Raw genomic sequence first — 25,900 nt, 5'->3', positions numbered from 1 at the left:
TGACTGAGCGGCCTGATAAATAACCTTGGCCGATATTATGCCTGCTTAGACAGGCCTTGAGTATAACGGCAGCTGACGCAGGCTCTCATCTGGTTATTTTGCCGCCAGAGTGAAACGGGCCGTATGGCATCTGGCCCGGTTGCTGTTCTCGCTATCGTCCCAGCCACAGTCATAGTTTCTGCCATAGCCATAATCTCTGCCACAATCACTGCCATAGCCTATCGGCCAGCCCCGAGGCCCGGTGAGTGAGGCGACGACAGGCGCCGTCAAATACTGAGCTGTTGCCCAGGCAGCAAAAATGCTGTTTGGCGCGGGTAATGGCGGTGTAGATCAGCTCCTTGGTGAGCAGTTGCAGCTGCGCCGGACTCGGGCTCGGCGGCAACACCAAGGCCACAGAATCAAATTCACTGCCCTGGGACTTGTGCACTGTCATCGCAAAACAGGTCTCGTGGCCGGGGAGACGCGCCGGCAACACCTTGAGCACACTGCCATCGGCCTGAATAAAGTGCGCCAGCAGCCTGTTGCTGTCTCGGTCGGGCAGAATAACGCCGATATCGCCGTTAAACAGCCCCAGGTTGTAATCGTTGCTTTGGATGATCAGCGGTCGGCCCGGATAAAACTCCTGCTGCGGGGCGATCAATCCGGCCTGTTTCAGCACTTGCGTCAGTTGCCGATTGATCCCCTCGACACCGAAATCGCCGCCACGGGTGGCGCACAGCAGTCGAAAGCGGTTGTAACGGGCGATGATCTCCTCGGCGCCGATGTCCGGCCTGTGCACCACTTCCAAATAGTCGCGGTAGTGCTCACAGGCCTGGCTGAGAAGCTGAGCCAGCCCCTGCTGCTGTTTACCGATTTCCAGCCACTCAAGCTCTTGATAACCACCATTCCAGGCCTCAGTTATCGCGGCGCCATCACTGAGATTGACCGCCTTGGCCAGCACGCCTATCCCGGCATCGCCGCGGAATCTGTGGCTGTGACGCAGCATACAAAGATTATTGCCTATACCGGGGGCGAGATTGACGCAATCGCTGAGGTCAAAGCCGGTGAGCCTTGTCAGTGTTGCGGCAAACTCGGCGCTGTAACGCATGCGCCAGTCCTGCTGGTGGCGCAGACCGGCGCAGATATCGGCGAGCACGGCGCCGGCTTCCACAGAGGCCAGCTGATCCTGATCCCCGAGCAGTATCAACCTGGCATTGGCGGGCAGGGCATCGAGCAGCCGGTCCATCATAGGCAAGTCCACCATGGAGGCTTCATCGACAATCAGCAGATCCAGATGCAGCGGGTTGTCTTGGTGATGACGGAATTTGTGCGAGCCGGGGATCACCCCCAGCAGGCGATGCACAGTGGCGGCTTCTTCGGGGATCTTGTCTATGGCACCAAGGTCAAGCTCGGCGGCAAAGGGCATAAGCTCTTTTGCCAGGCGCTGTTTTGAGGCCTTTATCGATTCGGTCAGGCGCGCCGCCGCCTTACCCGTGGGGGCCACCAGACGTATGTTCATTTCACTGCCGAGACACAGGAGCATCAGTAGCTTGGTGACTGTGGTGGTCTTGCCTGTGCCCGGGCCGCCGGTGATCACCGCCAACTGGCGACAATAGGCGGTGGCGGTGGCGACTTTTTGCCAATCGCGTTTGCCGGAATTTTCATTATCAGTTTGAGCTTCACTATCAGTTTGAGCTGCCTCATTAGTCGCTTGGCCTGTATGGCTGGCGGGCGGCAAAAACAGGCAATCCAGCGCGCGTCGCACCTCGTCGGTGGCGGGGTATTCAGTGGCGGCCATGGCGGTGAGTCGCCGGGCGACCCGGCACTCAAAATCATAATAACGTTTGAGGTAGAGGCGGCCAGCGTCGAGGATCAAGGGCTTGTCTTCACCGGGGACGCCGACGGCGGCAAAATTGGCCACCGCCAGCTCAAGGCTTGCCGGGTCGGTATTGAGGCGCACACTGGGGTGGGGCTCTGCCAGCGGATTATCAAACGCTATGCTCCCCAGTGGCAGGCAGGCGTGCTGCGATGATAACTGGCGGCTCAGCAGGGCGCACAGCAGCAGAAATAGCGGCGATGGCTCCCGGTGAATGGCGGCCATCTGCAGCGCAAAGTGGCGGTCGAGCGCCGTCAGCAGCCGCTGCTCTTCCCATTGCTTGAGCAGCGCAGTAACAGCTTGGCTGCTGTGCAGTATTGATGGGCTATCTGTCATAGACTCAACTCCAACTGAGGGGCGCTCGAGGGCGACTCGCCCTTGAGTAAGGCATCCAGGGCCAGGATCACCGCTTCATCCGGTCTGTCCACAAACACCCCGGCGCCGGGATGGGCTGCGGACATGCCCCGTAAAAACAGATAACAGCAGCCGCCGAAATGGCTTTGATAACAATAGTCCGGCAGTTTGAGGCTCAGGTATCTGTGCAGCGCCAGGCTGTAGAGCAGGTACTGGAGATCGTATCTGTGCTCGCTGATGGCTGCGGCCATCTTGTCCTGGCGGTAATCGCTGAAATCGTCCCCCAAATGGTTGGATTTATAATCGGCAATGTAGAAACGGCCCTGATATTCAAAGGTAAGATCGATAAACCCCTTGAGCATGCCCTTGAAGGCATCGAAGCGCAGCTCACCGCCATAGCCGTGCTTGGCCAGCAAGCGGCTAAGCTCGGTATCGATAAGCTGGGTATCGCCGCCAAGGGGCAGATAAAACTCCATCTCCACCAGCTTTTGGCGCTTGCTCAGGTCGCCCAGGCGCAGACTCTGTCCCTGGGGCAGAGCGATTTCGGCGTTAAGCAGATCCCGATACCAGTCATAAAGCATATCTTGCCAATCGCTGTCGATGCCGTACTGCTGCATCGCCTGGGGCAGATGCAGCAAGAGTTCCTCCTCGGCCTGGGTAAAGTCGATTTTCTCCAGTACCAGGTGCATAAAAGAACCGGCATTGGCGCCGCGCTCGAAGCTGAAGCGGTTGGCCTGCAAGACATCCTGCGGCTCATAGACAGAGGCCAGCTCGATTTCAAACTCCTCATCACCGGCGCCCGGCAACACCCGCTCGTGGGGCAGATGTTTGACCAGGCCGGAATAGCTGCCGACCCGCCAGGGCGCGCCTTGACGCGCCGCCGGCACCTGGGCACAAAGTGGGCTTTGGGAGTGGTTTTCAGTGCCTTGAAGGTGACTTGGATCTGCATCGCCTATCTCGGTCAAGGAGATGGCCTCGCAAGCAAGGGATGCGGCGGCGCTTTGCAACCTATCGCCGTCACAGTCCTTGTCTTCAATGCCGAGCAGATAGCCTATGGCGGTATCTTTCAAAAAGCTGTTGATGCCCGTCTTGTTCATGCGGCAGTGATTGGCCAGCCCCAGATAACAGCGATATACGGGCCGGGTCAGCGCCACATACAAGAGGCGCAGATCTTCGGCCAGCGTCTCGCGTTTACAGGCTTCCCAGCCTTCGTCACTGGCGTCCAGATCCCAGACTAATTGATTGTCCTTGTGGTACAGCATGGGCGAGGGGCGGCGACTGCCGTCGCGGGCCAGGCTGACAAAGGGGATGAAGCACACAGGATATTCCAGCCCCTTACTCTTGTGGATGGTGACTATCTGCACCAGGTTTTGTTCGCTGGCGAGCCTCAGTTGCTGCTCTTCACGGCTCTGGCCGGAGAGCAGTTCCTGCTCAAACCAGTTGACCAGGGCGCTCATGCCTTCGAGCTCGGTGGATTTTTGCTGCAGCAGTTCCGCCAGATGGCGAAAATCGGTGAGACGCCGCTCGGCGTTGGCCTCTCGGCCGAGCCGTTCCAGCAGCTGCCAGTGATCCGCGAGATTGAGCAGCGCCGGCATGATGCCGCGGCGGCTCCAGAGTTCATGCAGCGACATGAAGGTATCGAGCACTTCGGCGCGCAGTGTCTCAGATTGGTTGAATTCATGGATCTTATTGGCGCTGAAGCCCAGCAAGCGGCAGGCCAGTGCCGAGCGAATCGCCCGTTCATCCCTGGGGCTGGCGAGCGCCTTGAGGATGAGGGCGATTTCCCGCGCTTCCTCCGTGACCATTACCGAGTCGCGGCTGAGGAACACGGCGCCGATCTGGCGACTATTGAGCGCTTGTTGCATGACGGCGGCTTCGTTTCTGTCGCGCACCAAAATGGCGATATCCCGGGCGCGCAGCGGCTGCTCATTGCCACTGAGGCGACACTCGCCGCGGTTGGCGGCATTGAGCAGGCGCACGATTTCGGCGGCGGCATCTTCGGCCAGCAGTTTACGGGCCTGAGTCTTGTTGAGGCCCTTGTCCGGATCTTCCTTGAGCAGCCTGAGCTGCAGCGCCGCCGAGTCTGTGCCGGGCGCGAGCAGCTGTTTGCTGCCGGCGTCCTTGGCCTTGACCGGCTCGAACGGGATGGCGTCACTGATAAAAGGGTCGCTGTGGTTGGCAAACAGGCGGTTGACCGCTGCAATCATGTTGCTGGCCGAGCGGTAGTTGGTGTCCAGATTATAGTGATCGGCGGTATTGCGCCTGGCCTCGATATAGGTATAGATATCGGCGCCGCGAAAGGCGTAAATCGCCTGCTTGGGATCGCCTATCATCAACAGAGTTCGACTTGGCTCAGGCTCAGGCTCGGGCTCGGGCTTGGGTTCAGGCTCGGCGCCGGCATCCTGCTGTGGCAATTGCGCCGGGTAGATGCCGGAGAAAATTGCAAACTGCAGCGGATCCGTATCCTGAAATTCGTCGATAAGCGCCACGGGGAAGCGTTTGCCTATCTCCTGCTTGAGCTGCTCGCCGATGGCAAGGCCGCTATCCGGCGCCGTCTGGGTCAGGCCGCCTATGGCCTTGGCCAGGGTCAGCAGCAGATCGTCCGGGCTCAGCAGGTTGCGCTCGGCCTTGAGCTCGGCAAAACGCTCGGCTATCTGGGCTCTTGCCTGATAGAGGAATGCCGGAATAAGCGAGTCTACACTGTCTCTGAGCGCATCTATCTGCGCCAGCAGCGGCGCCTGTTGCGCTGTGGGGATTTCGCCGCCTTTTCTCAGTTTCAGTGACCCGAGAGCCAGGCTGTCCAGCAGCTTGGGTGTCGGCAGTCCCTGATGATACTTGGCCCAGTTGTCCATCTGCTCCAGCATGGCCGTGAGTTTGGGGTAGCCATCGGCTTGCTTGCCATAGCTGGTGCCGTTGAGCGGCAGGCTGTGGAGCAGGGCCTCGGTGGCGTCCCTTTCTCTTGGCCAGCTCAGTCGCAGCCTTGCGAGCTGAGTCTGCAACTGCTCTGCATATTGGTCGAATTTCCCCGGGTCGCGGTTGGCGCTCGCTTGACTGGCGCCGAGCAGCGGTCTCAATTCGCGCCCCAGCGCATCCGGAGTGGCATAATGGGCGGCTATCGCGGTCGCCAGCGCTGTCGGCAGCCGATAACAGACATGGCGCCAGAAATCGCGCACACTCTGGCGCAGATATTCATTGTCATCCAGGGTAAATTCCGACTCGAACAGCAGCGCCGACTCAAAGGCCATATCCGAGAGGATCCGCTGGCAAAAGCCGTGAATGGTAAAAATGGCGGCTTCATCCAGGCTCTTGAGCGCCAGATCCAGCTGCTTGAGGGCGGTTGCGCGCTGCGTTGGCGGGCAGCGCTGATAAAGCTGCTCGATAAAATCGTCTTTGACGCTTAGGCCGATAAAGCGCTGATAACAGCTGCGGATCCTTTTGCGTATTCTGTCGCGTAGTTCTTCGGTGGCGGCGTTGGTAAAGGTGACCACCAGGATCTGCTCACAACCGAGGCCCGGGCGCTCAAAATCACCCAGCAATAAGCGCAGATAGAGGCCGGAAATAGTGTAGGTCTTGCCGGTCCCGGCACTGGCCTCAATCAGGCGCCGGCCGCTCAGCGGTAAACTCAATGGCTCCAGTGCTTGCATATTATTCCTGCCCCATCTGGGTAAAATCGGCCAGGGCGGCCAGTTTGTCTTTGTGGTAAAGGCTGATAAGCGGCGCCAAAATCCCCTGGGCCAACGCCGGGAAACTCAGGCTCTGCTTGAGTCTGAGTTGCCAACCGCCTGGCAACCCCGCACTCATGTTGCTCAGCGTAAACTCATCTTCACTCAACTTATCTTCACTCAACTTAGGTTCGCCAGCTTTGAGCCCAAAATCCGTCGCCGTGCCAGCATAGGCGCTGTTATCAAGGGTTAAACCAAAGTCATCCGGAAAGCGGAACAGGCGGGCGTTATGGGGATCCTGGCCGTCACCGAACCCGGCATCATCCAACCAGGCGCTTTCGGCCTCAGCAAGCCGCAGCTGATGTTCAGTGTCAATGGGCAATCCATCTTCTACCTCGGCGCTGAAGTACGCCATGGAGGTTTGCGCCATAAAGGGCAGCGGCCTATGCTGCCCCAGCTCAAACAAGGCGGCCAACTGACCCAGCAGGGCCTTGGCGGACTCGGCCTTGAGCGGCGCCATGGCGTGGAAGTGACCGGCATCCAGCAGATAGCTGTGCCTGTGAATGCCGCTGGCATTGAGGCACAGATGGCGAATATAGAGGCTCAACAGATCCTTGGGCTTGGTGGTACCCGGCCTTAAGTTGACCAGCCCCTTGGGGTAGCAGTCTTCGATGCGGCCACAGAGCAGCAGTTTGCGGCCATTGACCTCGAGCTTGAGCGCTATTTCAACGGCATCCGGCTTGGGCAATTCGGCGCGAAGAAAACGGGTACGCTCCACCGCCGGGGCGATATCGCGGCGGTATTGATCCAGCAGCAGATCGTCAAACGGCGCCATCGGCAGCAAACCTTCGGCCTTGAGCTTGTCGAGCAGGGTTTCATCCAGCTCTCCGCGCTCGTCTTCCAGCGCATCCTGCATCATCAGCAGCTGCAGCTGATAGCGTTGCAGGGCGTTGAGCTCAAACGGCTCATCATTGTCCTGACTGTCGATATCCAGCCTCAAGTCCAGCTGCAGCACCCGTTGGCAGAAATACTGCGCCGGGTTGCGGAAAAAGCGGATCAGCGCCGAGAGTTCAAGCTCCGGCTCCTTGAGGCCGGTTTCCTCGCCCAGCTCATGTTCAATAAAGGGCGCCGGGCTTTGGGCGGCAAACATCTCCCGGGGGCACCACTGGGTTGCAAAACTGCCGGGCAGCTCGCTGTCACTGTAGAGCCGGGCATCGAAGGGTTGCAGTGGCTGCTGAATGATGATGCGCTGCATCAGCGCATCGGCCGCCAGATCGCCAAGGGCGGCAATCTCATCGGCATCTGTGAGCACTGCGGGCGGCGTAAATTGCGCCTCGTCCGGGCGGTAACACAGCTGAATGTATTCCAGCAATTCCGATACCAGCATGGAGGGAATACGCTCACTGTTATCGCGCTCGCTGTGGCCTATGTAACTGATATAGAGCTGATCCCGGGCCGACAGCAAGGCTTCGAGAAACAGGTATCTGTCATCCAGGCGTCTTGAGCGATCGCCGCGTCTTGGTTTTTCATGGGCGGTGAGGTCGAATCCCACAGGATGTTGCACCCTGGGGTAGACGCCATCGTTCATCCCCAGCAAACACACCTGGCGGAAAGGGATGGAGCGCATCGGCATCAGGGTACAGAAGTTGACGCTGCCGGCGAGATAACGCTGACCGACCCTGGACTCACTCAAGGTTGAGTTGAACCATTGCCAAACCACTGTCAGCGGCAATACCCCGCTAAAGCCCGACAGTCGCAGCTCCTCGGCGAATCTGTCTATGGCCTGGCGAATGTCGTTGATCTCTTCTCTGGCATCGTCCTCCTGGGCCAGATAAAAGGCATCGAGCAGGGCGTTAAGCTGCGCCACCCGCTCTTCCTGTGGGGTTTGCTGCTTGAGCTCTTCCCTGAAGTCATCGAGTGCTTCGATAAAATTCAACAACTTGCCGAGCGCCTGCGCCGACTGGCCTTCAATACCGGCCAGCGGCAGATCGCCCTGATACAGCTCGGCATCATCGCCCAGGGCATAGCCCAGCAGCATGCGACGGATCCCAAAGGCCCAGGAGTGTTTGTCAAACCCGGGCAAGCCCAGCTCTTCACGGTTGTGACTGTCGCGGCCCCAGCGAATACCGGCGGCCTTGAGCCAGCCCTTGAGCTGCTCCAGTTCCTCCTGGGCTATACCGAAGCGGGCGAGCACAGCGGGTACTTCGAGAATACTGATGATGTCTGTCAGGCCAAAGCGGCTCTTGTCCAGCGCCAGCAGGTTGAGAAAACCGGCAATTAAGGGGGATTCCTGGGCCGCGCCGCGATCGGCTATGGCATAGGGGATGAAATGATCGCCGCTCTTGGCGGAAAACACCGCATCGATATAGGGGGCGTAGGCGGCCACATCGGGCAGCATCACCATGATGTCCTTGGCGGCAAGCGACGGATCGCTGCGCAGCCGATGCAGCAGATGATCGTGCAAGGTTTCCACCTCCCGCAGCGGGCTGTGACAGCTTCGCAGGGTGATGGAGTCGTCGGTGGCGGCCAAGGGCCTGCGCCGGGCGATATTCAGGTATTTGCTGACATCCGGCCCCAGAGGCTCGCCTAAGGTTTCCATCTCCAGAATGTCATTTTGAATGCCGCCGAGCAGGGTATTTGTGTTGCCGGGGTGAAACAGCTCTTCCAGTTCCAGCCGCTCGGGTGGCAGCTCCAGCACCATATCCAGCAGCTCCCGGCCGAGACGGCCATTATTGGCCAAAATGGGGTTGCCCACTTCCAGCTTGTCTTCCCAGAGTTCGGGCAACTGTTTCTTGCCCTCAAAAGCCAGCGCCATTCGCGCCCGCGCCCTGGGCTCTATGATATCGCCCCAATAGTGACGACAGGGGCTGAGGCTCAGCATCACTACCTCGATGCGACTGGCGAGCGCATAGAGTACATCTAGGGTTTGCGGCGCCATCGAGGAGATCCCGAACACGAACAATCTGGGCGGCAGGCCTTCCAAGGCATGATTGCTGCCTGTCAGCGTTTCTATCAGCGCCTGGTGCAGATTGGCCCTGTGGTAATGGCTCTGCTGCAATTCCTGATTGTTGTAACGCACCAACTCGCGCCAAAGCTCGGGTTGCCAGGCGTGCTGCGGTGCTATCTCCAGCGGGGATTCATTTTGCTCCCAGCCGAGGATCCATTCCGGACGGTATACCAGATATTGATCGAAAATATCGGCGATACGGCCGCTGAGTTGAAACAGTTTGAGCTCAACATCGTCGCCCAGATAATGTCTGAGCGGTGCAAAATTGTCTCTATCCAGAAGGGAGGGCAACAGCGCCATCAGTTTCCAGGTCATCGCCGCCTTGGTAAAGGGGTTTTCCTTGGGCACATCATCGAGCAGCAGATAACAGAGCTGCCAGATAAAGCTGGACGGCAGCGGAAACTCTTGCGCCGCCGCCACGCCATTGTGGCGCGCCAGCTCCAGGCGGAGCCAGGTGGACATGCCGGGGCTTTGCACCAGAATTTGCTCACAGCTAAGCGGCGACATGCCGGGCACGCCATCGCGAAGCCGGTCTGCCAGCGTGGCCGACAGCAATTCCATCTTGTTGGACTGGATAAGAGTAAACATAGGCAGCAGGGTTACCTGGCTTTGGGCCGTTTATTGCTTTGGTGCTCTATTCTAGGTGCTTGATTTATCGGGTTGCAAATCTTGTTTCAGCAGTTTGAACCACAAAGCGCGGGACTGGCGGATAAAGCGGCGTTTATATATCGCCGACTCCTTGGAAGCGCCTTGATACTTGAGCTGAATATAGAGTGAGGTCCAGCTTTCTATCTCCTCTGTCAGCGCTGGCCAGCGCGCGGCAAGCGCCGCGGCGTAATCCACAGGCCCCAGGGAAGTCTGCCTTGGCAGCCCGAGCCTGGTAGCCTGGCGGCATACCTTGAGATAGTGACGGTTGATGCTGTCCGGGCCTCTTTTAAGCCGCAGCAGGCCAGTGGTGAACAAAATGACGATAAAGGTAAGGGCCATCACCCCGAGGACCAAGGCTGCCAGACGGCCGATACTCACTTCCCCCAGCAGTTTGGAGAGCACTTCTTGCTGACGCGCGTTGTCAAAACCCAGCACCCAGACGCTCCAGTAGTAATCCAGGCTGGCGAGCCTGAGTCTCAGGCTGTTGTACCAGTCGCTGGCCCGCACCCCGGCAAACGGCAGTTCGGAAAGATAGCTTTCTTCCGGGCTGAAAAGGGAGTCGAAACCCTGCTCAATTCGTTCGGGCGCTATCATGGCGGTGGGGTCGTAACGTACCCAACCTTTGCCTTCGAGATAGACTTCACTCCAGGCGTGGGCCATATATTGATACACGCTGAGATAACCGGCCTGCGGGTTGTATTCGCCGCCCTGATAACCGGTGACAATGCGGGCGGGCAAGCCGGTGGCTCTGGCCATGAAGGTGAATGCCGAGGCGTAATGAACGCAGAACCCGGCGCGATTTTCAAACAAAAAGTCGTCCAGTTGCTGCGGCCCCACCGGCGGGGGCGTCAGGGTGTAGAAAAAGGGCTGGCTGTTGAAATACTGCATCATGGCCGTCAAGCGCTGCTCGGCTTGCGGGTAACGGCGGGCAAATTCGGCGGCAAGTTTGCGGCTGCGGGGGTTGATTTCATCGGGGAGGCTCAGATTAAGCTGCCGTAGCGGCGCTCTCAAGCGGTTATCCAGGGGGGCATCCGGATAGCTCATCACCCGGTATTGCAACCTTTGTTCTACCGGCCTTATGGCATAGAGGCGAAAGTCCGGCAGATTCACCAGGCGCGGATCCATGCTGTAGGCGAGATCCAAGCCGAACAGCCAATGCTGGCCGCTCGGCTCGGCTATGATGCTGTAATCGATAAAAGGTCCTTTTGGGGCGCCGGGTTCGGGGCGGCGATTCATGATAAAGCTGTCTTGCTGCAGCGCCTTTATTCCCCGCGACTGCTGCCAGCGTTTGCCGTCATATTCTTCTAATACCAGTGCGCGCCAATACCTGTCTTCCGGAGCCGGTATCTGGCCCTTGAAACTGGCGCGAAATGCCAGCTCGTTGGACTTGGTCAGGCGCGAGATATCTCCAAAGCTCAGTTCATCGGACAGCCCTGTGGTACTGCTTTTCATCTGCGGCACCATCCAAAGCGGACTGAAACGCGGCAGCACCACAAAAAGCAGCAGCGCCAGCGGCAGACTCTGTGCCAGCAGCACCAGGGTTAGCTTGATCTGGCGATTGAACGAGGCCTGTTCGTGGTAGAGGCTTGCCAACACGCAGGTGTTGAGCGCCGCCACCAGCGAGAGTTGCAGGGCGTTGAGCATCTGCTGATGGTCGATAAAGGTGAGGGCGATAAGAAAGTAGCCCACCAGTACCACGGCTTTGACATCGCGGCGACTGCGCATTTCGATATATTTGAGGGAATAGCCGAGGATCAACAAGTTGACCAAGGCATTGAGCAGGCCAAGTTCGCGACTCACCAGCGCCAGCGTCAGCGCCGCAGCAATGGCCAGCACAGTCACCAGCACTCTGGGGGGCCTGGCGACCTTGCCAAGATAGATCCCCAAGCGCCAGATAAAACAGATGGCGCAGATCCCTAAGGTTCCCAGGGTGATTTTGCCTGCCAGCGGCGCCAGCACTGCCAGATTGGTGATCAGTAGCCAAAGCAAGGTGCGGCGGGCGATTATCTCCTCCGAGGACTCCTTGAGCGCGGTTTGCAAGCGAGCGGCTTTCATCGGCCGGTACCTTCAGCCTTGGCCGGATAGAGTGCTAGGGCTTTGAGGCATTCCTGACGCTGGGCTTCGCCTTGAGAAGGCGCTATGGTTCTGCCCGCTAATTTAAGCCCCCAGGTTTGGCCGGAATGGGCCAGTTGATTGATCTGATAACTCAGCTCACCCAGGCGCTTTTCCAACTCATCGCCGGTTAACTTGCTATCCAGCTCCAGCCACAAAGGCGCCCCCTGAGGCTCGGCAAACTCCTTGCTGAGCATGCCACGGCCCTGAGCCCACTGTTTCCAGGCCACCTGTTTGAGCGATTCACCCGGGACATAGCTCTTAAGCCCGGCGTATTCATCGACGCCGCTGAGCCACTCGCCACTGTCTTGGGATTCTGGGGTGTGTTCACTGCGCCCCAGTTTTGGCGTGCTGACCACAGGCGCCGGAAACACCCATTGACGGGTGTCGAGATCCAGATGAGACCAGGCGCGGCAGAGCCCCAGTGGGTAGCATGACTCCACCTTGAGTCTACCTGGATGCCAAAGCCCTCTGGGCCTTGGCTGCATGGGCACCAAAGCCGTCTGCTCCTGGTTATCGACACAGGAGATAAAGATTTGCCGCTCTCCCGGGTAGCTGAAACCGAGCCGAAACAGGCTTCTGTCGGCGCTGACGGTCACAGGGAAGGAGAGGCTGTCGCCGGCATAGGCTTGGGGAGGCTTACGGGCACTGAGTCTCAGTCCCGCTAAGTTGCGGTAACTGTGAATGATGCAGGTGTGAAACACGCTGGCCAATACTATGGCCAGACCGATCACCAGGTTGTTTTGATAGTTGGTGCCGAACAGAAACAGCAGTAGCACCAGCGCCAGCCAGATAACGCCGAAGCCGCTGGGAAGAATAAAGATGCTTCTGTGGCTCAAACGTTGCTCTTTGGCGGCGGGAATACGCCGTGACAACCAGCGGTTGAGCCGGGCAGAGAACAGGGCGGTCACAGAGGCCATCTCATTGTTACCGAATGGGATTAATGGTGCCGAGTAACTTGGCCGATAACTGCTCGCCCTGAAGTTGGCTCGAATGTCGCAGGCGGTGCTCGGCAACCGCGCCAAACACAGCTTGCACATCTTCGGGCACCAGATATTGACGCCCCTGGATATAGGCCCAGGCCTTGGCCGCCGCCAGCAGCGCCTTGGTGGCTCTGGGGGAAAGGCCATAGCCTTCGTTTTGGCTGCGGGAAGCTTCCACCAGCGCCAGAATATAGTTAAGCAGGGCATCGGAAGCGGCCACCTGCTCGCACTCCTGCTGCAGTTGATCCAGCTCGAGTGCACTTAGACACTGGGGCAGGGGCTGGTTGCGCTCCTGTCCTTTGAGCATGGCCAACTCGGCGTCCTGGCTGGGATAACCGATGGAGAGGCGCATCATAAAGCGGTCCAGCTGGGATTCCGGCAGTGGAAAGGTGCCTGATTGGTCGGTGGGGTTCTGGGTGGCGACCACGAAAAAGGGATGCGGCAGCCTGTGGGTCACACCGTCGACAGTGATCTGCCGCTCTGCCATCGCCTCGAGTAAGGCACTCTGGGTCTTGGGGCTGGCGCGGTTGATTTCATCGGCCAGCACCATCTGTTTGAAGATGGGGCCAGGGTGGAATACAAACTCAGATTGCTGCTTATCGAAGATGGAAACCCCGAGAATATCTGCAGGCAGCATGTCGCTGGTAAACTGAACCCGCTGATAACTCAGGCCTAAGGTTTGTGCCAGTGCGTGGGATAAACTGGTTTTGCCCATGCCCGGCAGATCTTCTATCAGCAGGTGACCGCGAGCCAAAATGCAAGCCAGTGCCAACCGTATTACCCTGGGCTTGCCTATCAATACTTGCTCGAGCTGCTGCAGTACCTGGGTTATCTGGCTCTTGGACACATTGGCTTCCTTGTTAGATGGCCACTGAAATCAGTTCCGGCTCTGTCTGGATGAACTGAGGTCTGAAATAGAAACCTTGCACTAAATCCACGCCTAAAGCCAGAGCCTGAGACAGGTGCTGCTCGGTTTCAACTCCTTCGAGTATAGTTATTTTTTGACTGGACTTGGCAAAATTAAGCAAGTTTTCCAGAAGCTTAGCCATGAGTGGTGCTTGGATGGCACTCAGCCAGTGGCGGTCGAGCTTGATGCAATCTACGGCAGTCAACAGTTGCAGCGACACCATGGCATGGGGAGCACCGACATCATCGAGCGCCGCTGTCATTCCGCGGCGGTGCAGTTCCTTGAGTAATGCCTGGGCCTTATCGGCGTCGTTGACACAGGTGTTTTCTATCAGCTCTACCGTCAAGCCCCCGGTTTGCTGCTGATATTTGTCCAGTGCCTGCATCATGCATTGACAGTTGGCGCTGTCCAGCGCGTGAGGATCGAGGTTCAGGTGCAGCCTTGGCGTTTGGGGCGCCTGATTGAGTTGCAACAGCTTGGCTTGCAGCTCTACCGCTGCCAGGGCGCGGCTGTCTCTGTGCAGCCAGTCGAATACCAGATTGGGCGCCAGCGCCTTTCCCTGTTGATTGTAAAAGCGGGCCAAGGCTTCATAGCCCTGAATGGTCAGGGTTCGGGGACAAACAAATGGTTGATATTCGCAGGCAATGTGCCGCGGAGGGGAAAGATCCATGCAATCATTAACAGAGTTGGCGAAATGAATGCTAATTATTCACATTATGCCCAAGGGATAACAAGCTCTTTCCCCCTCGAAAGTACTGACCGCCCAAAAATGCAACTGACAACAAGCTCTTTAATATCAAAGCGTTGGGAAATTGACTCAGTGCCAATTCACCGCCGCATCAATAGCGGCGGCCAAGCTCTGTTTCACTGAACTGTGGTAGTACCTGTTGCTGACGCAATTCATAAATCTGTCGGTAGGTGAATACGGCCTGCACATAGGCGCGGGTTTCACTGAAGGGGATGGTCTCGATAAAGCTCATCACATCCAGTTTGCCATCGCTCTGTTTCAACCACTGTTTGACCCTATGGGGACCGGCATTATAGGCGGCAACGGCCAGTACCCGGTTGTTGTCGAACTGTTCCAGCAGCTTGGTGTAGTAGGCACTGCCGAGCGGAACATTGATGGCCGGATCGTACAGACTGCGATTGCCGTTGAATGCCAATTTAAACTCTTTTGCCGTTTGCTTGGCAGTGGCCGGCATCAGCTGCATCAGGCCTCTGGCGCCCACTGACGAAGTCGCATAGGGGTAGAAGGCGCTTTCGCGGCGGGAGATTGCGCGAATTTCGTTGACATTGACTTTGAAGTCTTTGCCTGCCTGGGCAAAGAAAGGGTCTGCAGCATAGGGAAAGCGCATCTCCATATCATTCCAGAGCCTAGCCTGAATACTGGCTTCAACCGCCAATGCATCCCACCCTTGCTGCTGAGCGTAGACACCATATTGGGCGCGCATCTGCTTGTTGTGACGGCCGAGCATCTGGCTCCATTCGATGCGGGCATCGACCAGCTTATCAAGCGCCAGCAGTTCAGATACCCGCGCCAGCGCCTTGTCATCGGCGAGTCTTGGTTGCATTTGCGCCTGGGGAGGAGTTGGCACATGCGCCAGGTTGGGGGCGACACCGAGTTCGGCGGCGGCCCAGAAACCATAGAAATTACGCTCCTTGCTGAGTGCTTCGAGCATGGCATCGTCCCGGCCATTGACCCTCAGGTGCCAGTAGCGCCAGCGCGCATCGTTACGGCCTTCATCGCTGAGCAGCGGCAGAAAACGGCGGATATCGGCATCGTTTTGCTCGGCAATCGCCCAGCGCAGGCGGCGCTCGGTCAGATCATCGGCCTTGAGCAGTGGCAGCATGGTATCGATATGATCTCTAAGCCCCTCGTCCTCGACGATAAGCGCTCGCCTGACCAGATAACGGTTGAGTTGTCGCCCTTGGAAGTCGCTGAATCTGCCGGCCTTTTCATACTTGACGTACAGGCGAACTGCCTGACGCAGATCTTTGCGGGCTAGGCGTTTGAGGCCGGCGGACACTATGTCGCTGTAGATGGGGGCATCGCCATCAAACTGATTCATGTGCCTGAGGCGGTTGGGATCTTTGTATACCGCCTGCAGCAACTTGGCCTGGCTCTGATGCTGAGTCACTTTACGCCCCAGATACTGCAGCAGACCGCTTTGGCCTGCATCAAAGGCCAGCATCATCCGCGACCAGATCAATTCTTGAGTGCGGTGCCCGGCCTTGCTCCAGGCATTGAATAGGGGATCGCACTCCTTTGGACGGGAGCGACCATAGAGCCAGAGTTGGCGAGCGCCATCCCAGGCGACCTGAGTCTCACCCTGGCCAAGCTTGGCCCGGTAAAAATAGCATTGCAGCTCTGTGGCTCGGGGAAGTTGCGGGGAAATGGCCAGAAAGTCTTGCCAGCGTTTGTCGGCGCCGGCTTGCACCAGGTACCTGTGGCGGGCGCTGCCATGCAAGGGTGAATGCTCAAACTTGTCCAGTGCTTTTAGCGCCTTTGAGCCAGAAAGCGCCATTATGTCATCCAGCTCGGCGTGAAAATCCAGATAGATATTGAGTGGGTAATCCTTGAGTTGGGCCCTGAGCTTGCGATACTCCTCAAGTTGGCCTTTATCCAGTGCTTCTCTGGCCTTTAGGTAGCTTTGGCGTTGTTGCTCCAAAGCGGCAGGCGCCTTGGCCGCATGGCCTATCCCGGGAAACAGCATCCAGGGAGTGGAGACTGTCAATGCACTCAAGGCAACACTGCCGGCGAGGGCGATTCGGGTCAAGGCTCTGCGCATCGATAACTCCTTTTTGATGGCCGGGTTTGCTCGAAAGACGGGCTGAACTTAGGATGCCAGCTCGCCGTTCGTCTCAGTATCTTCCATGGCTTCGACATCCTTGTCTATCGGCAAGGATACGTCTGTCATCGCCTTTTCAAGTAGCTGTTTGTCCAGTTGTTTACTGGTTTCAACGCCCAACTGTTGCATCTGGTGCGCCTGGCGAACAAGGTTGCCCCTGCCGGTAGCCAGCTTATTCATGGCGCCGTTAAAACACTTCTCTGCATTGTCCAGCGCGCGCCCGAGCTTGTCCATATCTTCCAGATAACCACAGAGTTTATCGTAAATTTTTCCGGCTTGCCTGGCTATCCTTTGTGCGTGTTGGTTTTGGTATTCGTAGCGCCAGATGTTATTGATGGTGCGCAGTGCCACCAAAAGATTGGTCGGGCTGACGAGCATGATGTTGTTTTCGAGCGCGAAATTTACCAGCTGCGGCTCTTGTTCCAGTGCTAGTAGGAAGGCGGGTTCCACCGGAATAAACATCAACACATAGTCTAGGCTCTTGATACCGTGCAGTTGTTGGTAGTCCTTCTGACTCAGGCCTTTGATATGACCGCGGATAGAGTTGATATGTTCACGCAACGCCAGGGAGCGCTGTTCATCGGTGTCGGCGTTGTAGTAGCGCTCATAGGCGAGCAGTGACATCTTGGCATCTATCACCACATCCTTGTTAGCTGGCAGGTGGACGATGACATCGGGTTTAAAGCGCTTGCCGGCATCATTTTTCAGATCCTGTTGCACATCATACTCGTGTCCTTGTCTGAGACCACTTTCCTGCAGTACCCGCTCCAGGATCACTTCGCCCCAGTTGCCTTGCTGTTTGTTGTCGCCCTTGAGCGCTTTGGTGAGATTGACCGCATCCTGGCTCATGCGCAGGTTGAGCTGCTTGAGATCTTCCAACTGGTGTTTCAGTGAGGAACGTTCACTCTGTTCTTGTGAGTAGGATTCATGAATTTGTCTTCTGAAGCCTTCTAGCTGTTGCTTCAGTGGGCCGAGCACGCCATCGAGTTGCGATAGATTCTGGGATTTTAGTCTTTCGCTTCTGTCTTCAAAAATTTTGTTGGCGAGATTTTCAAACTGCTCTTTCAGACGGGTTTCACTGCGTTCAAGCAGTTCTATCTTATCGTTGAGCGCCCGTTGCTCGGCATCGAAGCGAGCGCTGAGCGTTTGTTGCATCGCATTGGATTTTGACAGGTTAAGCTGGGTTTCCAATTGCTTGCGCTGAGCATCCTTGAGTTGCTGTTCAAGCTCGGGTACTCGTTCGGCGATGGCCTCTGCCTTGCCGAGTTGAGACACCAGCCATTCGGCTTTTTCTTGGCTGCTGCTGAGTTGTTCACTGAGTTCGCCGCATCTTTGCTCGTGTTGCAGCACTAACTGTTCTCTGAGCTGTTGCCAGCGGCTGCGGGTCATCCGTTGGTTAAAGAGGGCGCCAAGCAAGATCCCCAAAAATAATACGGCTGCGGCGGCAATGAGTTGAGGCGTGGAAATTGTGGTGGCCAAGTCCATATCATGTCCCTTGAGTGCAAAAAAAAGAGGAGCGAAAAACTCGGATAGAGTCGCAGAATGAGCACTCTCCTTCAAGGGCTTGAGTATCCAAGCCCTGGATAAATGGCCAAGAGTTGCCCATTTTGTCCCCCTTGTCAGCCAAGGTTCAGTCAACGGGGCAAGGATTTTTCCCGGCGGGAAATTTTTCTTTATCTACCTGGGTCTAATAAACTGAATTGACTGCAGCTATTGAGAGGTCACTGTGAGCAATAAAAAATTTAAACCGGGTATTGGCAGGCAAATGCCCTGGGAGTTGCCGGCAGCTGAAGTGACGCCGGAGGCAGTGTTTCGCGATCGGCGCAACATAGTCAAGGCGTTGGGGCTCGGTGCCATAGGCGCAAGTATTCCCGGCCATGTTCAGGCAGGCCTGTTTGACCTTTTTGGTGAAAAGCGCGAGAGCGAGGCATTTGTCACCTCAAATCTCAACTATCGCAGCAACCCTGAGTTTCAATTACCGGGGAGCCTGACACCCCTTGACAAGGTGATCCGCCATAACAACTTTTACGAGTTCGGCACCGGAAAACAAGATCCCTTCGAAAACAGTCAGGGTCTCAAGGTCGATCCCTGGATGCTTAAAATCGAAGGCGAGGTCGAGCGCCCCTTAACGCTGGACTATGACGATCTGCTCAAATTGCTTCCCCTGGAGGAGCGCCACTATCGTTTGCGTTGTGTCGAGGCCTGGTCCATGGTGATCCCCTGGGTCGGCTTTCCGCTGGCGGCTTTGCTGGCCAGGGCCGGTGTTAAATCCTCTGCGACTCATGTGGCCTTTGAAACCCTGTTTGATCCCGAGCAGATGCCGGGGCAACGCAATCGCTTGATGGGCGGCGGCATTCATTATCCCTATGTGGAGGGATTAAGACTCGATGAGGCGATGAATGAGTTGAGCTTCCTGTCAGTCGGCCTCTATGGCAAGACGCTGCCGCCGCAAAATGGTGCCCCTGTGCGTTTGGTGGTGCCCTGGAAATATGGTTTCAAGAGCATTAAATCTATCGTGAAAATTAGGCTTTTGGACAAACAGCCGCCGACCAGTTGGAATCAGCTGGCAGCCCATGAATATGGTTTTTATGCCAACGTGAACCCAGGAGTGGATCATCCTCGTTGGTCACAGGCGACAGAGCGGCGGATTGCCGAAGGTGGGATCTTCTCTGCCAAACGGATCCCGACCCAGATGTTCAACGGCTATGGTGAGCAGGTCGCGCATCTGTACCGGGATCTGGATTTAAGGAAATACTATTGATGCGTCTAGCTCCCAAGCAACTGCCTTGGTTAAAGGCGTTGCTGCATTTGGCCGCCGGTTTGCCCCTGCTTTATTTGGTCCTGCAAGTGGTGACAGACAGGGCCGGTGGCGATCCTGTGCAATATATTATCCATTTTACCGGCAAAGGGGCGCTCAATGTCTTGGTGGCCACCCTGCTGGTATCGCCTGTTGCCAGAAAATTCAAATTGGGGTTGTTGATGCAAACCCGGCGTTTGCTTGGACTCTGGGTATTTGCCTGGGCCTGTTTGCACATTCTCAGCTATTTCAGCCTGGATCTGCTGTTTGCCTGGGAGTTGCTGCTCAGTGAAATTATCAAGCGCCCCTATATTCTGGTGGGGGCCAGCGCTTGGTTGTTGCTTGCTGCGCTGGCGCTGACCTCGTTTAAGGCGTTGCAGCGCCGGATGGGGCGACGTTGGCAGCAACTGCATTACAGTATTTATGCCATAGCCCTGTTGGTGCCTGTGCATTATTACTGGTCGGTGAAGTCTGAAATCATTGAGCCCAGTCTTTATCTTGCAGCCATGTTGGTGTTGTTGGCGATAAGGCTGCCGAGGTTCAGCTGGTTTAGGCGTTTATGGCCGGTTGTTTGAGTGCTGGTTATGATTAAGCTTTTGCAGGTAGCCAGGATAATCAGGATTGAGAACTGGGCTTGGCAAAGCTGTAGCGCTGTTTTGCCTGGGGGCCGGTGGCGGCCTGAGACTCTTTGGCCTGATACATGGCATTGTCGGCGGCGCTGATGAGTTCGGCCAGGGTATCGCCATGCTCGGGATAGAGGCTGATGCCGGTACTCAGGCCAACCTCCAACCTTTGTCCCTGCCAAGAGATATCCGTACCCAAGGCGTGAATTTTTTCCAACACGGCACAGACTTCTTCGCGGCTATTTATCGGCTCTAGCCAGATGATAAACTCGTCGCCGCCGATGCGGGCCACCAAATCCGAGCGTCTTAATGTATTTCTCATCCTTTTGGCGATTTCCACCAGTACTGCGTCACCGGCGCTGTGACCAAAACTGTCGTTGATGGGTTTGAATTTATCCAGATCGATAAACAGTAGCGCCGCTTTCAGTTGCTGACGTTGGCAGCGCACTATGGCGTGTTCCAGCTCGGTGGTGGCGGCGCCGCGATTGAGTGCGCCGGTGAGATCGTCATGATCTGCTAGGTAGCGCAATCTATCCTGTTGCAGTTGTAACTGCCGGGTTTGTGCTTCCACTTCCAGCTGTAACTGCTCCTTTCGTTCAGTCGTTTCCATCAATGCCTGTTTCATGTTGTTGAATTCATTGGCCAGCTCTGAGAGTTCATCCTGTTGTTCCAACTGAATGCGGCTGTGAAGATCGCCTCTGGCTAGATCGCGAATACCACGTTTCAAACTGGCCAAATGGAGACGAAAGCGCCTAAGCGTGTGCAGCGTAAAGCCTGTCACCAACAGGGCGATAGCCAGTAGCAGGGCACCATTGAGATAAAGATGGCTAAGTTGCAATTGCCGCGCCTTATCCATGGTGTAATGTTGAAAGCGAAACAGATCTTCGCTCATGGATTGAATGCTCATATTGTATCTGGACTGTAACATACTGCTGACCAAAGGGGTTTCTGCTATCCGAGGCAGTTTTGGCAAAGAGTGGTCAAGTAGAGTGTTGATGTGTTCGCTCTGACGTTTGAGATTTGCCAACAGTTGTTGCTGATGTTTGTCATCGACTTGAGTCACATTTAACAGCGCATTGAGGCGCTGCAGATCCCGTTGGGTATTTTCAACGGCCTGGATATCTCCGTACTGCTGCAGCAGCCATAAGTTGGAACGCAACTGATCCAGATGTAATTGCAGGCGCACCAGTTTATGCATTTGGTCGAAGGTTTGTTGGGAAAAATGGCGTTGCTGCAATAGTGACAGTGCCAACACCAGAGTCAGGACAATGCAAAGGCTTACCAGAATCATGAGACGGCTGGAAAGTTTCATCTGTGCTCCACCAATGACATGTGCTGTACCTGATCCAGCGGGACCGGGTCGATAACACTTCTGAAATCCGGTAACTGCTTGGCCGTTATGGTGCCGCTCGACATCGCCCAACGCCCTTGGGATTGCAAGTTGCTGAGCAGGCTGTTACCCAACGATAGGCGAAAGAGATAGTCGGGCCAAAGCGCGGCTATCTCCTCAGTAGGAACTTGCAGGAAGTCAGCCACTATCCGGTTGGCCTCCTCTGGATGCAAAACAATAAATTCACTGGCGCGCTTCAAGGCTTTCAGTATTCGCACATGATGCTCGTAAAACACCTGATTATCGGCTTTGCGGCTAATCAGATTGAAGGAGAGACTATGTAATCCTCTACTGGAAAATTCATTGACTTCCCCTGGATGTTGCTTCAGCAGCTGAAAGCTGTAGGGTTCCCAAACTGAGATGGCATCCACGTCGCCCGCCAGTAGCGCCGGTGCCAAATCAGAGGGTCGAATATTGACACGAATAGGGGTTATTGCAGGGGGGCCGGCGATGTTCAAAATCGTATCCAGAAAATACTCGCTGGCACTGCCGGTGACTATGCCTACGCGTTTGCCATCCAATTGTGCCGGAGTGGTGATACCGCTCTTATGTAGGGTTAACAGTTTGATGTCATTGTCCGATTCCGCAAAGCTGGCGAGCACAGTGAAGTCTGTTCGTTTGAAACTGTTGAACATCACCACAGATTCTGAGCTGGTGGCTAGATCGGCTCTGTGGTTGACCAGTGCCTCGAAACAGATATCTCCGCCTTGAAGGGGGTGCAACACCACATAGATGCCTTCTCGCGCAAAAAACTCCAGCTTGTCGGCAATGATAACCGGGGCTGAAAGTAGCGAGGTGGACACCGCGATACGGACCGGAGTTTGATTGAGTCTGACGGGATAATCCGTTTGTTTTTCCCCGTAGAACCAAACAAATAAAATAAGTAACAGAGCCAAAGGTAATAATATTTTCCCCATTGTTCTGCTGTCCTCCGATCACATAAGAATTATTGCTTTCTCCAGCCGGAGAACTCCTTAAAGTGTAGTGCAAACAACAAGGAAGGGAATAAAACTCACCAGTCAGCAAGACGCTTTCCTGCCGTGGGGAGCGTGTTTCTTGTGTGGTTTGATCCGCAGCGATTGGACCTATTCATAGTGGCGAATGAGTCGAAACTGCCGGGTGATAATAATGATTTGCTCGAGGCAAATAGGAGGATGTACTTTATATGAAGAGAAAGACATCAGTCGATGGAAATAAAAACGCACAGAGGCTTATTATCAGTAATACTCTGTGCGATCTTAGCCTAGCGAACGAGTGCTATTATTTATCGGTATGGCTGGCCATATAATTTAGCACTTCGTCATAGGACATATTGAGTTCACGGGATAAGTTAATGACCTTGGTCTTAAAGGTTTGAACTTGTTCTTGTTTATGCAAGTTATTCTGTGTTTCTTCAACTAGTTCATTGACCGCTTGTTGCAGCAATTTGAGGCGCCTAAGGCTGTAATCCAAAGACTTCAAATAACGGGTCATCTGTTGTTTGTTTCTGGCTTGCTCAAGATCCGTTGAGTGTTTTTTTTCATATCCATATGCATCGAGCGCCGCTATAGCACTCTGCAAATCGAGATCTTTTGTCATGTATGTTCACTTAAAAACGAAGTTTTGCCCGAAAGGGTGGACAGGATAAAGGGATCGCCAAGCTGTCACCTGCAATAGTTTATAGTACATTTCTGAACTTACTCAAGCATTTCCCTACATAACGCCAATGATGCTCCTTCTGCTATTATGAAACTTGTGGTGCTCGGGCAAGGGCGTTAACCTAGAAAGTCCTATTTGCACGGAGGCCTATATGCTGGATTTGTTACCGGATCTCTTTGATCACTATGAGAATGATCTCATGTTGCTGCCATCTGTTTTTCGTCAGTTTGGTGGTAAGTCTATATTTTGGGGCGAAATCGTTACCGTCAGGTGTTTTGAGGATAATTCCATGGTGAAACAGCTGTTGGCGACCGATGGTACGGGCAAGGTGCTGTTGGTGGATGGTGGCGCCTCTACAGCCAAGGCCCTGATGGGCGATCTTATTGCTCAGAGTGCGGTTGACCATGGTTGGCAAGGGGTGGTGATTTATGGCGCCGTGCGCGATGTTGCCACGTTGGCGACTATGCCTCTGGGAGTTAAGGCGCTGGCGGCGGTTCCAATCAAAACTGAGCGCAAGGGTGTGGGAGACATAAATTGCACTCTTACTATCGGTGATGTGCAGATCACGCCCGGCATGATGCTTTATGCCGATGATAATGGCATCGCCGTCAGTCAAACTCCCTTGAATATGGCCTGTATCAGTTAAACAAGTGCCTTTGTCCTTATTGTTGAACAAGGAAACCATTATGAAAGTTGTTAAGTGGATACTGGGTATTGTCGCGGTATTGTTTCTCGGTCTAATCCTATATTTGACCCTACTTTTTGATCCCAACGACTTTAAACCCCAAATAGTCGATGCGGTAAAAAAACAGACGGGGCGTGAGTTGGTCATCAGTCAGGATCTCAACTGGACTTTTTTCCCGACTCTGGGGATTGAATTGGGCGGTATTAGCCTGAGTAATCCGGATGGTTTCGATGAGAAACAGATGTTGGCGGTCAACCAGGTGGTTGCAGAAGTCGCCTTGATGCCGCTGTTTCGTAAAGAGGTGGAAATTGCCCAGTTAAACCTCGATGGCTTGAAATTGGAGCTCATTACCCAGAAGGACGGTCGCAACAGTCTCGATGGCCTCAGCGGTGATGCCGGTACGGCCAAGGAGCAACCCCAGAGTACCGCAGGCAACGCTCAGGGACTGGCCAGTCTCAATATCGGTGGTATCAATATCACCAATACTCAAATCCATCTGCTCGACAAGCGCAGTAGCAGTGACCAAACCTTTGTACTTGAGTCGCTGACCCTGGGCGAGTTTTCGCTCGGCAAGTTTGCGCCTTTGGCTTATAAGTTCAGCGGCAGCATGCCGGAGATGAAAATTGCCAGCGAGGGCAAAGGGCAACTTAAGATTTCACCGGACATGAAGCAGTTGGAGATCACCGGCTTTGCCATTGAAAATCGTGTCGAAGGCAAGAGTATGCCCGGCGGTAAGCTGAGTGCCGATCTGAATGCCGATGTAAAACTGGATCTCAACCGTCAAAACGCCGAGCTGGTATTGAGCAGCCTCAAGGTGGCCGACATTGAAGGTAAGGGTAACCTCAAAGTGGCTTTCGGCGGCAAGGTGCCGGATGTGAAAGCCAAACTGGCGCTGGGGGAAATTGATCTCGACAAGTTACTGCCTGCCGGTGAGGAAGATAAAGCCGCAGCCAAAAACACTGAATCGGCGACGGCTGCTAAGGCCAGCAGTGAACCTGACCTGAGTGCGATGAAGCAGGTCAACTTCGCCATGGATCTAACGGTTAAGGCCATTAAGGTTGCCGGTTTGACTACTGAAAACTGGCAGATGGATCTGGCATTGAACAATGGCGTGCTGGATATGAAGCAGCTCAGTGCCGACTTGTATCAGGGCAAACTGATGAGCAAGGCACAGCTCGACGGCCGCAATAAGGTCGCCAGCTACAGCTTTGATACTCAGTTAAGTGGCGTCAAAATTCAACCTCTGCTCAAGGATGCGGCCGATCTGAAAATTCTCGCCGGTGCTACCGCTTTTAATGTCAAAGGTAAAGGCAAGAGCCTAATTCCAGATAACATCAAGCAAAATTTGGATGCTAACGGCAAGTTTGAAATCAGCGACGGTGCCCTTTATGGCGTGAATATCCCTCATATGATCCGCAGCGCCCAGGCCAAGCTAAAAGGTGATTTGTCGGCTCAGGAAGAGGGCGAACGCAAGACAGACTTCTCCAGCCTGACCGGCAGTTTCAGTCTGAAAAATGGTGTGGCCAATAATCCGGATCTGGCGATGGCATCACCACTCATTCGCTTGGCGGGTGCCGGTAGTGCCAACCTTATCAGTGAGCAACTGGACTATAAGCTGAAAACCTCAGTGGTCGGCAGCCTCAAGGGCCAAGGCGGCGAAGGCAAGAATGAGCTGGCCGGTGTTGAAATACCGCTGGTGATCTCCGGTTCATTCCAAGAACCCAAGTTTGCGCTCGACACTCAGGCGCTGTTTGATTCCAAGCTCAAGGAAGAAACCGAGAAGGTGAAAGACAAGCTTAAAGACAGCATCTTCAAGAAACTCGGAGGTCTATGATGCGTACTGTTTTGCCTATGATGGCAGTGCTGGTACTAACAGGGTGTAGCGGCTCCAATGTCGCCGCAGCATCTGTTACCCAGCATAATCCAATCGGGATGGAGGAAAGCCGGATGCCAACACTGCACTTTGGTACCATCAAAAAAGCGCCGACACCGGCGTTGCTTGAGGGGCGGCTGACGTTTAGTGAACTGGTCGACAAGCAGCCGTTGCAGGCGATACTGGAGATCCGTAATTTAAACGAATATGCGGTTGGGATCCGTTTCAACTCGGGAATGACGGCGGATCTCTGGTTGCTGGATGATAAGGAACAACGAGTCTGGGCCTGGTCTGATGACATGATGTTTACCCAGGCGCTCCGAGATACTCGCCTTGAGCCTGGACAGGCATTGAAAGTGATGTTCAAGGTGCCGGCCAAGACACTGGAACGTATCGGTCCTGAGGGATACAGCTTCCAGGCCCGCTTTATGGGTAAACCCCTGGAATCCAAACTGGCGGCTATGGCCATGCTGGAAGTGCCGGTGGCGAGACGCTAACTCTATATTCATGATGTAAA

The 25,900-nt window shown here is 55.3% G+C and carries 17 protein-coding genes; 5 read left to right on the top strand and 12 right to left on the bottom strand.

Annotated elements, in window-relative coordinates; all coding sequences use genetic code 11:
- Nucleotides 1–205: 205 nt before the first annotated feature.
- The 9 genes from recD to rmuC all read right to left on the bottom strand — a co-directional run bounded on the left by recD (nt 206) and on the right by rmuC (nt 17,862).
- On the bottom strand, nt 206–2,191 hold the full coding sequence (gene recD / locus K5621_RS10980; protein ID WP_221049250.1) for an exodeoxyribonuclease V subunit alpha: 1,986 nt from the start codon (nt 2,189–2,191) through the stop codon (nt 206–208).
- A complete protein-coding gene (gene recB / locus K5621_RS10975; protein WP_221049249.1) occupies nt 2,188–5,853 on the bottom strand; it encodes an exodeoxyribonuclease V subunit beta in 3,666 nt (1,221 codons plus the stop codon). The genes recD and recB overlap by 4 nt, the downstream gene beginning before the upstream one ends.
- Nucleotide 5,854: 1 nt before the next feature.
- A complete protein-coding gene (gene recC, locus K5621_RS10970) occupies nt 5,855–9,466 on the bottom strand; it encodes an exodeoxyribonuclease V subunit gamma (RefSeq protein ID WP_221049248.1) in 3,612 nt (1,203 codons plus the stop codon).
- A gap of 51 nt (nt 9,467–9,517) precedes the next feature.
- Nucleotides 9,518–11,581, bottom strand: a complete 2,064-nt coding sequence (locus tag K5621_RS10965) for a transglutaminase TgpA family protein (protein WP_221049247.1) — start codon at nt 11,579–11,581, stop codon at nt 9,518–9,520.
- Complete coding sequence (locus tag K5621_RS10960; RefSeq protein ID WP_245003068.1) at nt 11,578–12,678, bottom strand: DUF58 domain-containing protein; 1,101 nt, start codon at nt 12,676–12,678, stop codon at nt 11,578–11,580. Before K5621_RS10960 ends, K5621_RS10965 begins: the two co-directional genes overlap by 4 nt.
- Nucleotides 12,566–13,468 carry an AAA family ATPase gene (locus K5621_RS10955; RefSeq protein WP_100143838.1) on the bottom strand — a complete coding sequence of 301 codons (903 nt, stop codon included), beginning with the start codon at nt 13,466–13,468 and terminating at the stop codon, nt 12,566–12,568. The genes K5621_RS10960 and K5621_RS10955 overlap by 113 nt, the downstream gene beginning before the upstream one ends.
- Nucleotides 13,469–13,481: 13 nt before the next feature.
- Nucleotides 13,482–14,198 (bottom strand): EAL domain-containing protein, encoded by a 717-nt coding sequence (locus tag K5621_RS10950; protein ID WP_100143836.1) that lies wholly within the window; start codon nt 14,196–14,198, stop codon nt 13,482–13,484.
- A 169-nt stretch (nt 14,199–14,367) separates the two neighbouring features.
- Nucleotides 14,368–16,242, bottom strand: a complete 1,875-nt coding sequence (locus tag K5621_RS10945; RefSeq protein WP_100143920.1) for a transglycosylase SLT domain-containing protein — start codon at nt 16,240–16,242, stop codon at nt 14,368–14,370.
- Between the two features lie 123 nt (nt 16,243–16,365).
- Entirely contained in the window at nt 16,366–17,862 is a 1,497-nt protein-coding gene (rmuC, locus tag K5621_RS10940; protein WP_221049246.1) for a DNA recombination protein RmuC, read from the bottom strand.
- Between the two features lie 280 nt (nt 17,863–18,142).
- Here rmuC and msrP point away from each other — a divergent pair, with 280 nt between their 5' ends.
- The gene (gene msrP, locus K5621_RS10935; protein ID WP_221051174.1) at nt 18,143–19,138 is read left to right on the top strand and encodes a protein-methionine-sulfoxide reductase catalytic subunit MsrP; all 996 of its coding nucleotides are present in this window, start codon (nt 18,143–18,145) and stop codon (nt 19,136–19,138) included.
- Nucleotides 19,135–19,749 carry a protein-methionine-sulfoxide reductase heme-binding subunit MsrQ gene (gene msrQ, locus K5621_RS10930; RefSeq protein WP_280638570.1) on the top strand — a complete coding sequence of 205 codons (615 nt, stop codon included), beginning with the start codon at nt 19,135–19,137 and terminating at the stop codon, nt 19,747–19,749. The genes msrP and msrQ overlap by 4 nt, the downstream gene beginning before the upstream one ends.
- Nucleotides 19,750–19,789: 40 nt before the next feature.
- Here msrQ and K5621_RS10925 read toward each other — a convergent pair whose 3' ends face one another.
- The 3 genes from K5621_RS10925 to K5621_RS10915 form a co-directional block, all read right to left on the bottom strand.
- Nucleotides 19,790–21,109: a GGDEF domain-containing protein gene (locus K5621_RS10925; RefSeq protein ID WP_100143830.1), complete on the bottom strand. Its 1,320-nt coding sequence runs from the start codon at nt 21,107–21,109 to the stop codon at nt 19,790–19,792.
- A complete protein-coding gene (locus K5621_RS10920) occupies nt 21,106–22,104 on the bottom strand; it encodes an ABC transporter substrate-binding protein (RefSeq protein WP_100143828.1) in 999 nt (332 codons plus the stop codon). The genes K5621_RS10925 and K5621_RS10920 overlap by 4 nt, the downstream gene beginning before the upstream one ends.
- A gap of 343 nt (nt 22,105–22,447) precedes the next feature.
- Entirely contained in the window at nt 22,448–22,765 is a 318-nt protein-coding gene (locus K5621_RS10915) for a hypothetical protein (RefSeq protein ID WP_100143826.1), read from the bottom strand.
- Nucleotides 22,766–22,976: 211 nt separating this feature from the next.
- Here K5621_RS10915 and K5621_RS10910 point away from each other — a divergent pair, with 211 nt between their 5' ends.
- Genes K5621_RS10910 through K5621_RS10900 form a run of 3 tightly spaced genes read left to right on the top strand, consistent with a single transcriptional unit; the run spans nt 22,977 to nt 25,880 of the window.
- Entirely contained in the window at nt 22,977–23,471 is a 495-nt protein-coding gene (locus K5621_RS10910) for a putative 4-hydroxy-4-methyl-2-oxoglutarate aldolase (RefSeq protein ID WP_100143824.1), read from the top strand.
- Between the two features lie 40 nt (nt 23,472–23,511).
- Nucleotides 23,512–25,344 carry an AsmA family protein gene (locus K5621_RS10905; protein ID WP_221049244.1) on the top strand — a complete coding sequence of 611 codons (1,833 nt, stop codon included), beginning with the start codon at nt 23,512–23,514 and terminating at the stop codon, nt 25,342–25,344.
- The gene (locus K5621_RS10900; RefSeq protein WP_221049243.1) at nt 25,341–25,880 is read left to right on the top strand and encodes a BsuPI-related putative proteinase inhibitor; all 540 of its coding nucleotides are present in this window, start codon (nt 25,341–25,343) and stop codon (nt 25,878–25,880) included. The genes K5621_RS10905 and K5621_RS10900 overlap by 4 nt, the downstream gene beginning before the upstream one ends.
- Nucleotides 25,881–25,900: the final 20 nt, after the last annotated feature.

The organism is Shewanella carassii, assembly GCF_019670705.1.
Taxonomy (GTDB): Bacteria; Pseudomonadota; Gammaproteobacteria; order Enterobacterales; family Shewanellaceae; genus Shewanella; species Shewanella carassii.
This window is presented reverse-complemented; position numbering and strand designations above follow the sequence as displayed.

Excerpts from the sequence above, each read along its gene's own strand:
- msrP (WP_221051174.1), top strand. The coding sequence starts at position 18,143 with ATGCCCTGGGAGTTGCCGGCAGCTGAAGTGACGCCGGAGGCAGTGTTT.
- K5621_RS10925 (WP_100143830.1), bottom strand. The coding sequence starts at position 21,109 with ATGAAACTTTCCAGCCGTCTCATGATTCTGGTAAGCCTTTGCATTGTC.
- K5621_RS10945 (WP_100143920.1), bottom strand. The coding sequence starts at position 16,242 with ATGCTGTTTCCCGGGATAGGCCATGCGGCCAAGGCGCCTGCCGCTTTG.
- K5621_RS10900 (WP_221049243.1), top strand. The coding sequence starts at position 25,341 with ATGATGCGTACTGTTTTGCCTATGATGGCAGTGCTGGTACTAACAGGG.
- K5621_RS10905 (WP_221049244.1), top strand. The coding sequence starts at position 23,512 with ATGAAAGTTGTTAAGTGGATACTGGGTATTGTCGCGGTATTGTTTCTC.
- K5621_RS10915 (WP_100143826.1), bottom strand. The coding sequence starts at position 22,765 with ATGACAAAAGATCTCGATTTGCAGAGTGCTATAGCGGCGCTCGATGCA.
- K5621_RS10910 (WP_100143824.1), top strand. The coding sequence starts at position 22,977 with ATGCTGGATTTGTTACCGGATCTCTTTGATCACTATGAGAATGATCTC.
- recB (WP_221049249.1), bottom strand. The coding sequence starts at position 5,853 with ATGCAAGCACTGGAGCCATTGAGTTTACCGCTGAGCGGCCGGCGCCTG.
- recD (WP_221049250.1), bottom strand. The coding sequence starts at position 2,191 with ATGACAGATAGCCCATCAATACTGCACAGCAGCCAAGCTGTTACTGCG.
- K5621_RS10960 (WP_245003068.1), bottom strand. The coding sequence starts at position 12,678 with ATGTGCAAGCTGTGTTTGGCGCGGTTGCCGAGCACCGCCTGCGACATT.
- K5621_RS10950 (WP_100143836.1), bottom strand. The coding sequence starts at position 14,198 with ATGGATCTTTCCCCTCCGCGGCACATTGCCTGCGAATATCAACCATTT.
- recC (WP_221049248.1), bottom strand. The coding sequence starts at position 9,466 with ATGTTTACTCTTATCCAGTCCAACAAGATGGAATTGCTGTCGGCCACG.
- rmuC (WP_221049246.1), bottom strand. The coding sequence starts at position 17,862 with ATGGACTTGGCCACCACAATTTCCACGCCTCAACTCATTGCCGCCGCA.
- K5621_RS10965 (WP_221049247.1), bottom strand. The coding sequence starts at position 11,581 with ATGAAAGCCGCTCGCTTGCAAACCGCGCTCAAGGAGTCCTCGGAGGAG.
- K5621_RS10920 (WP_100143828.1), bottom strand. The coding sequence starts at position 22,104 with ATGGGGAAAATATTATTACCTTTGGCTCTGTTACTTATTTTATTTGTT.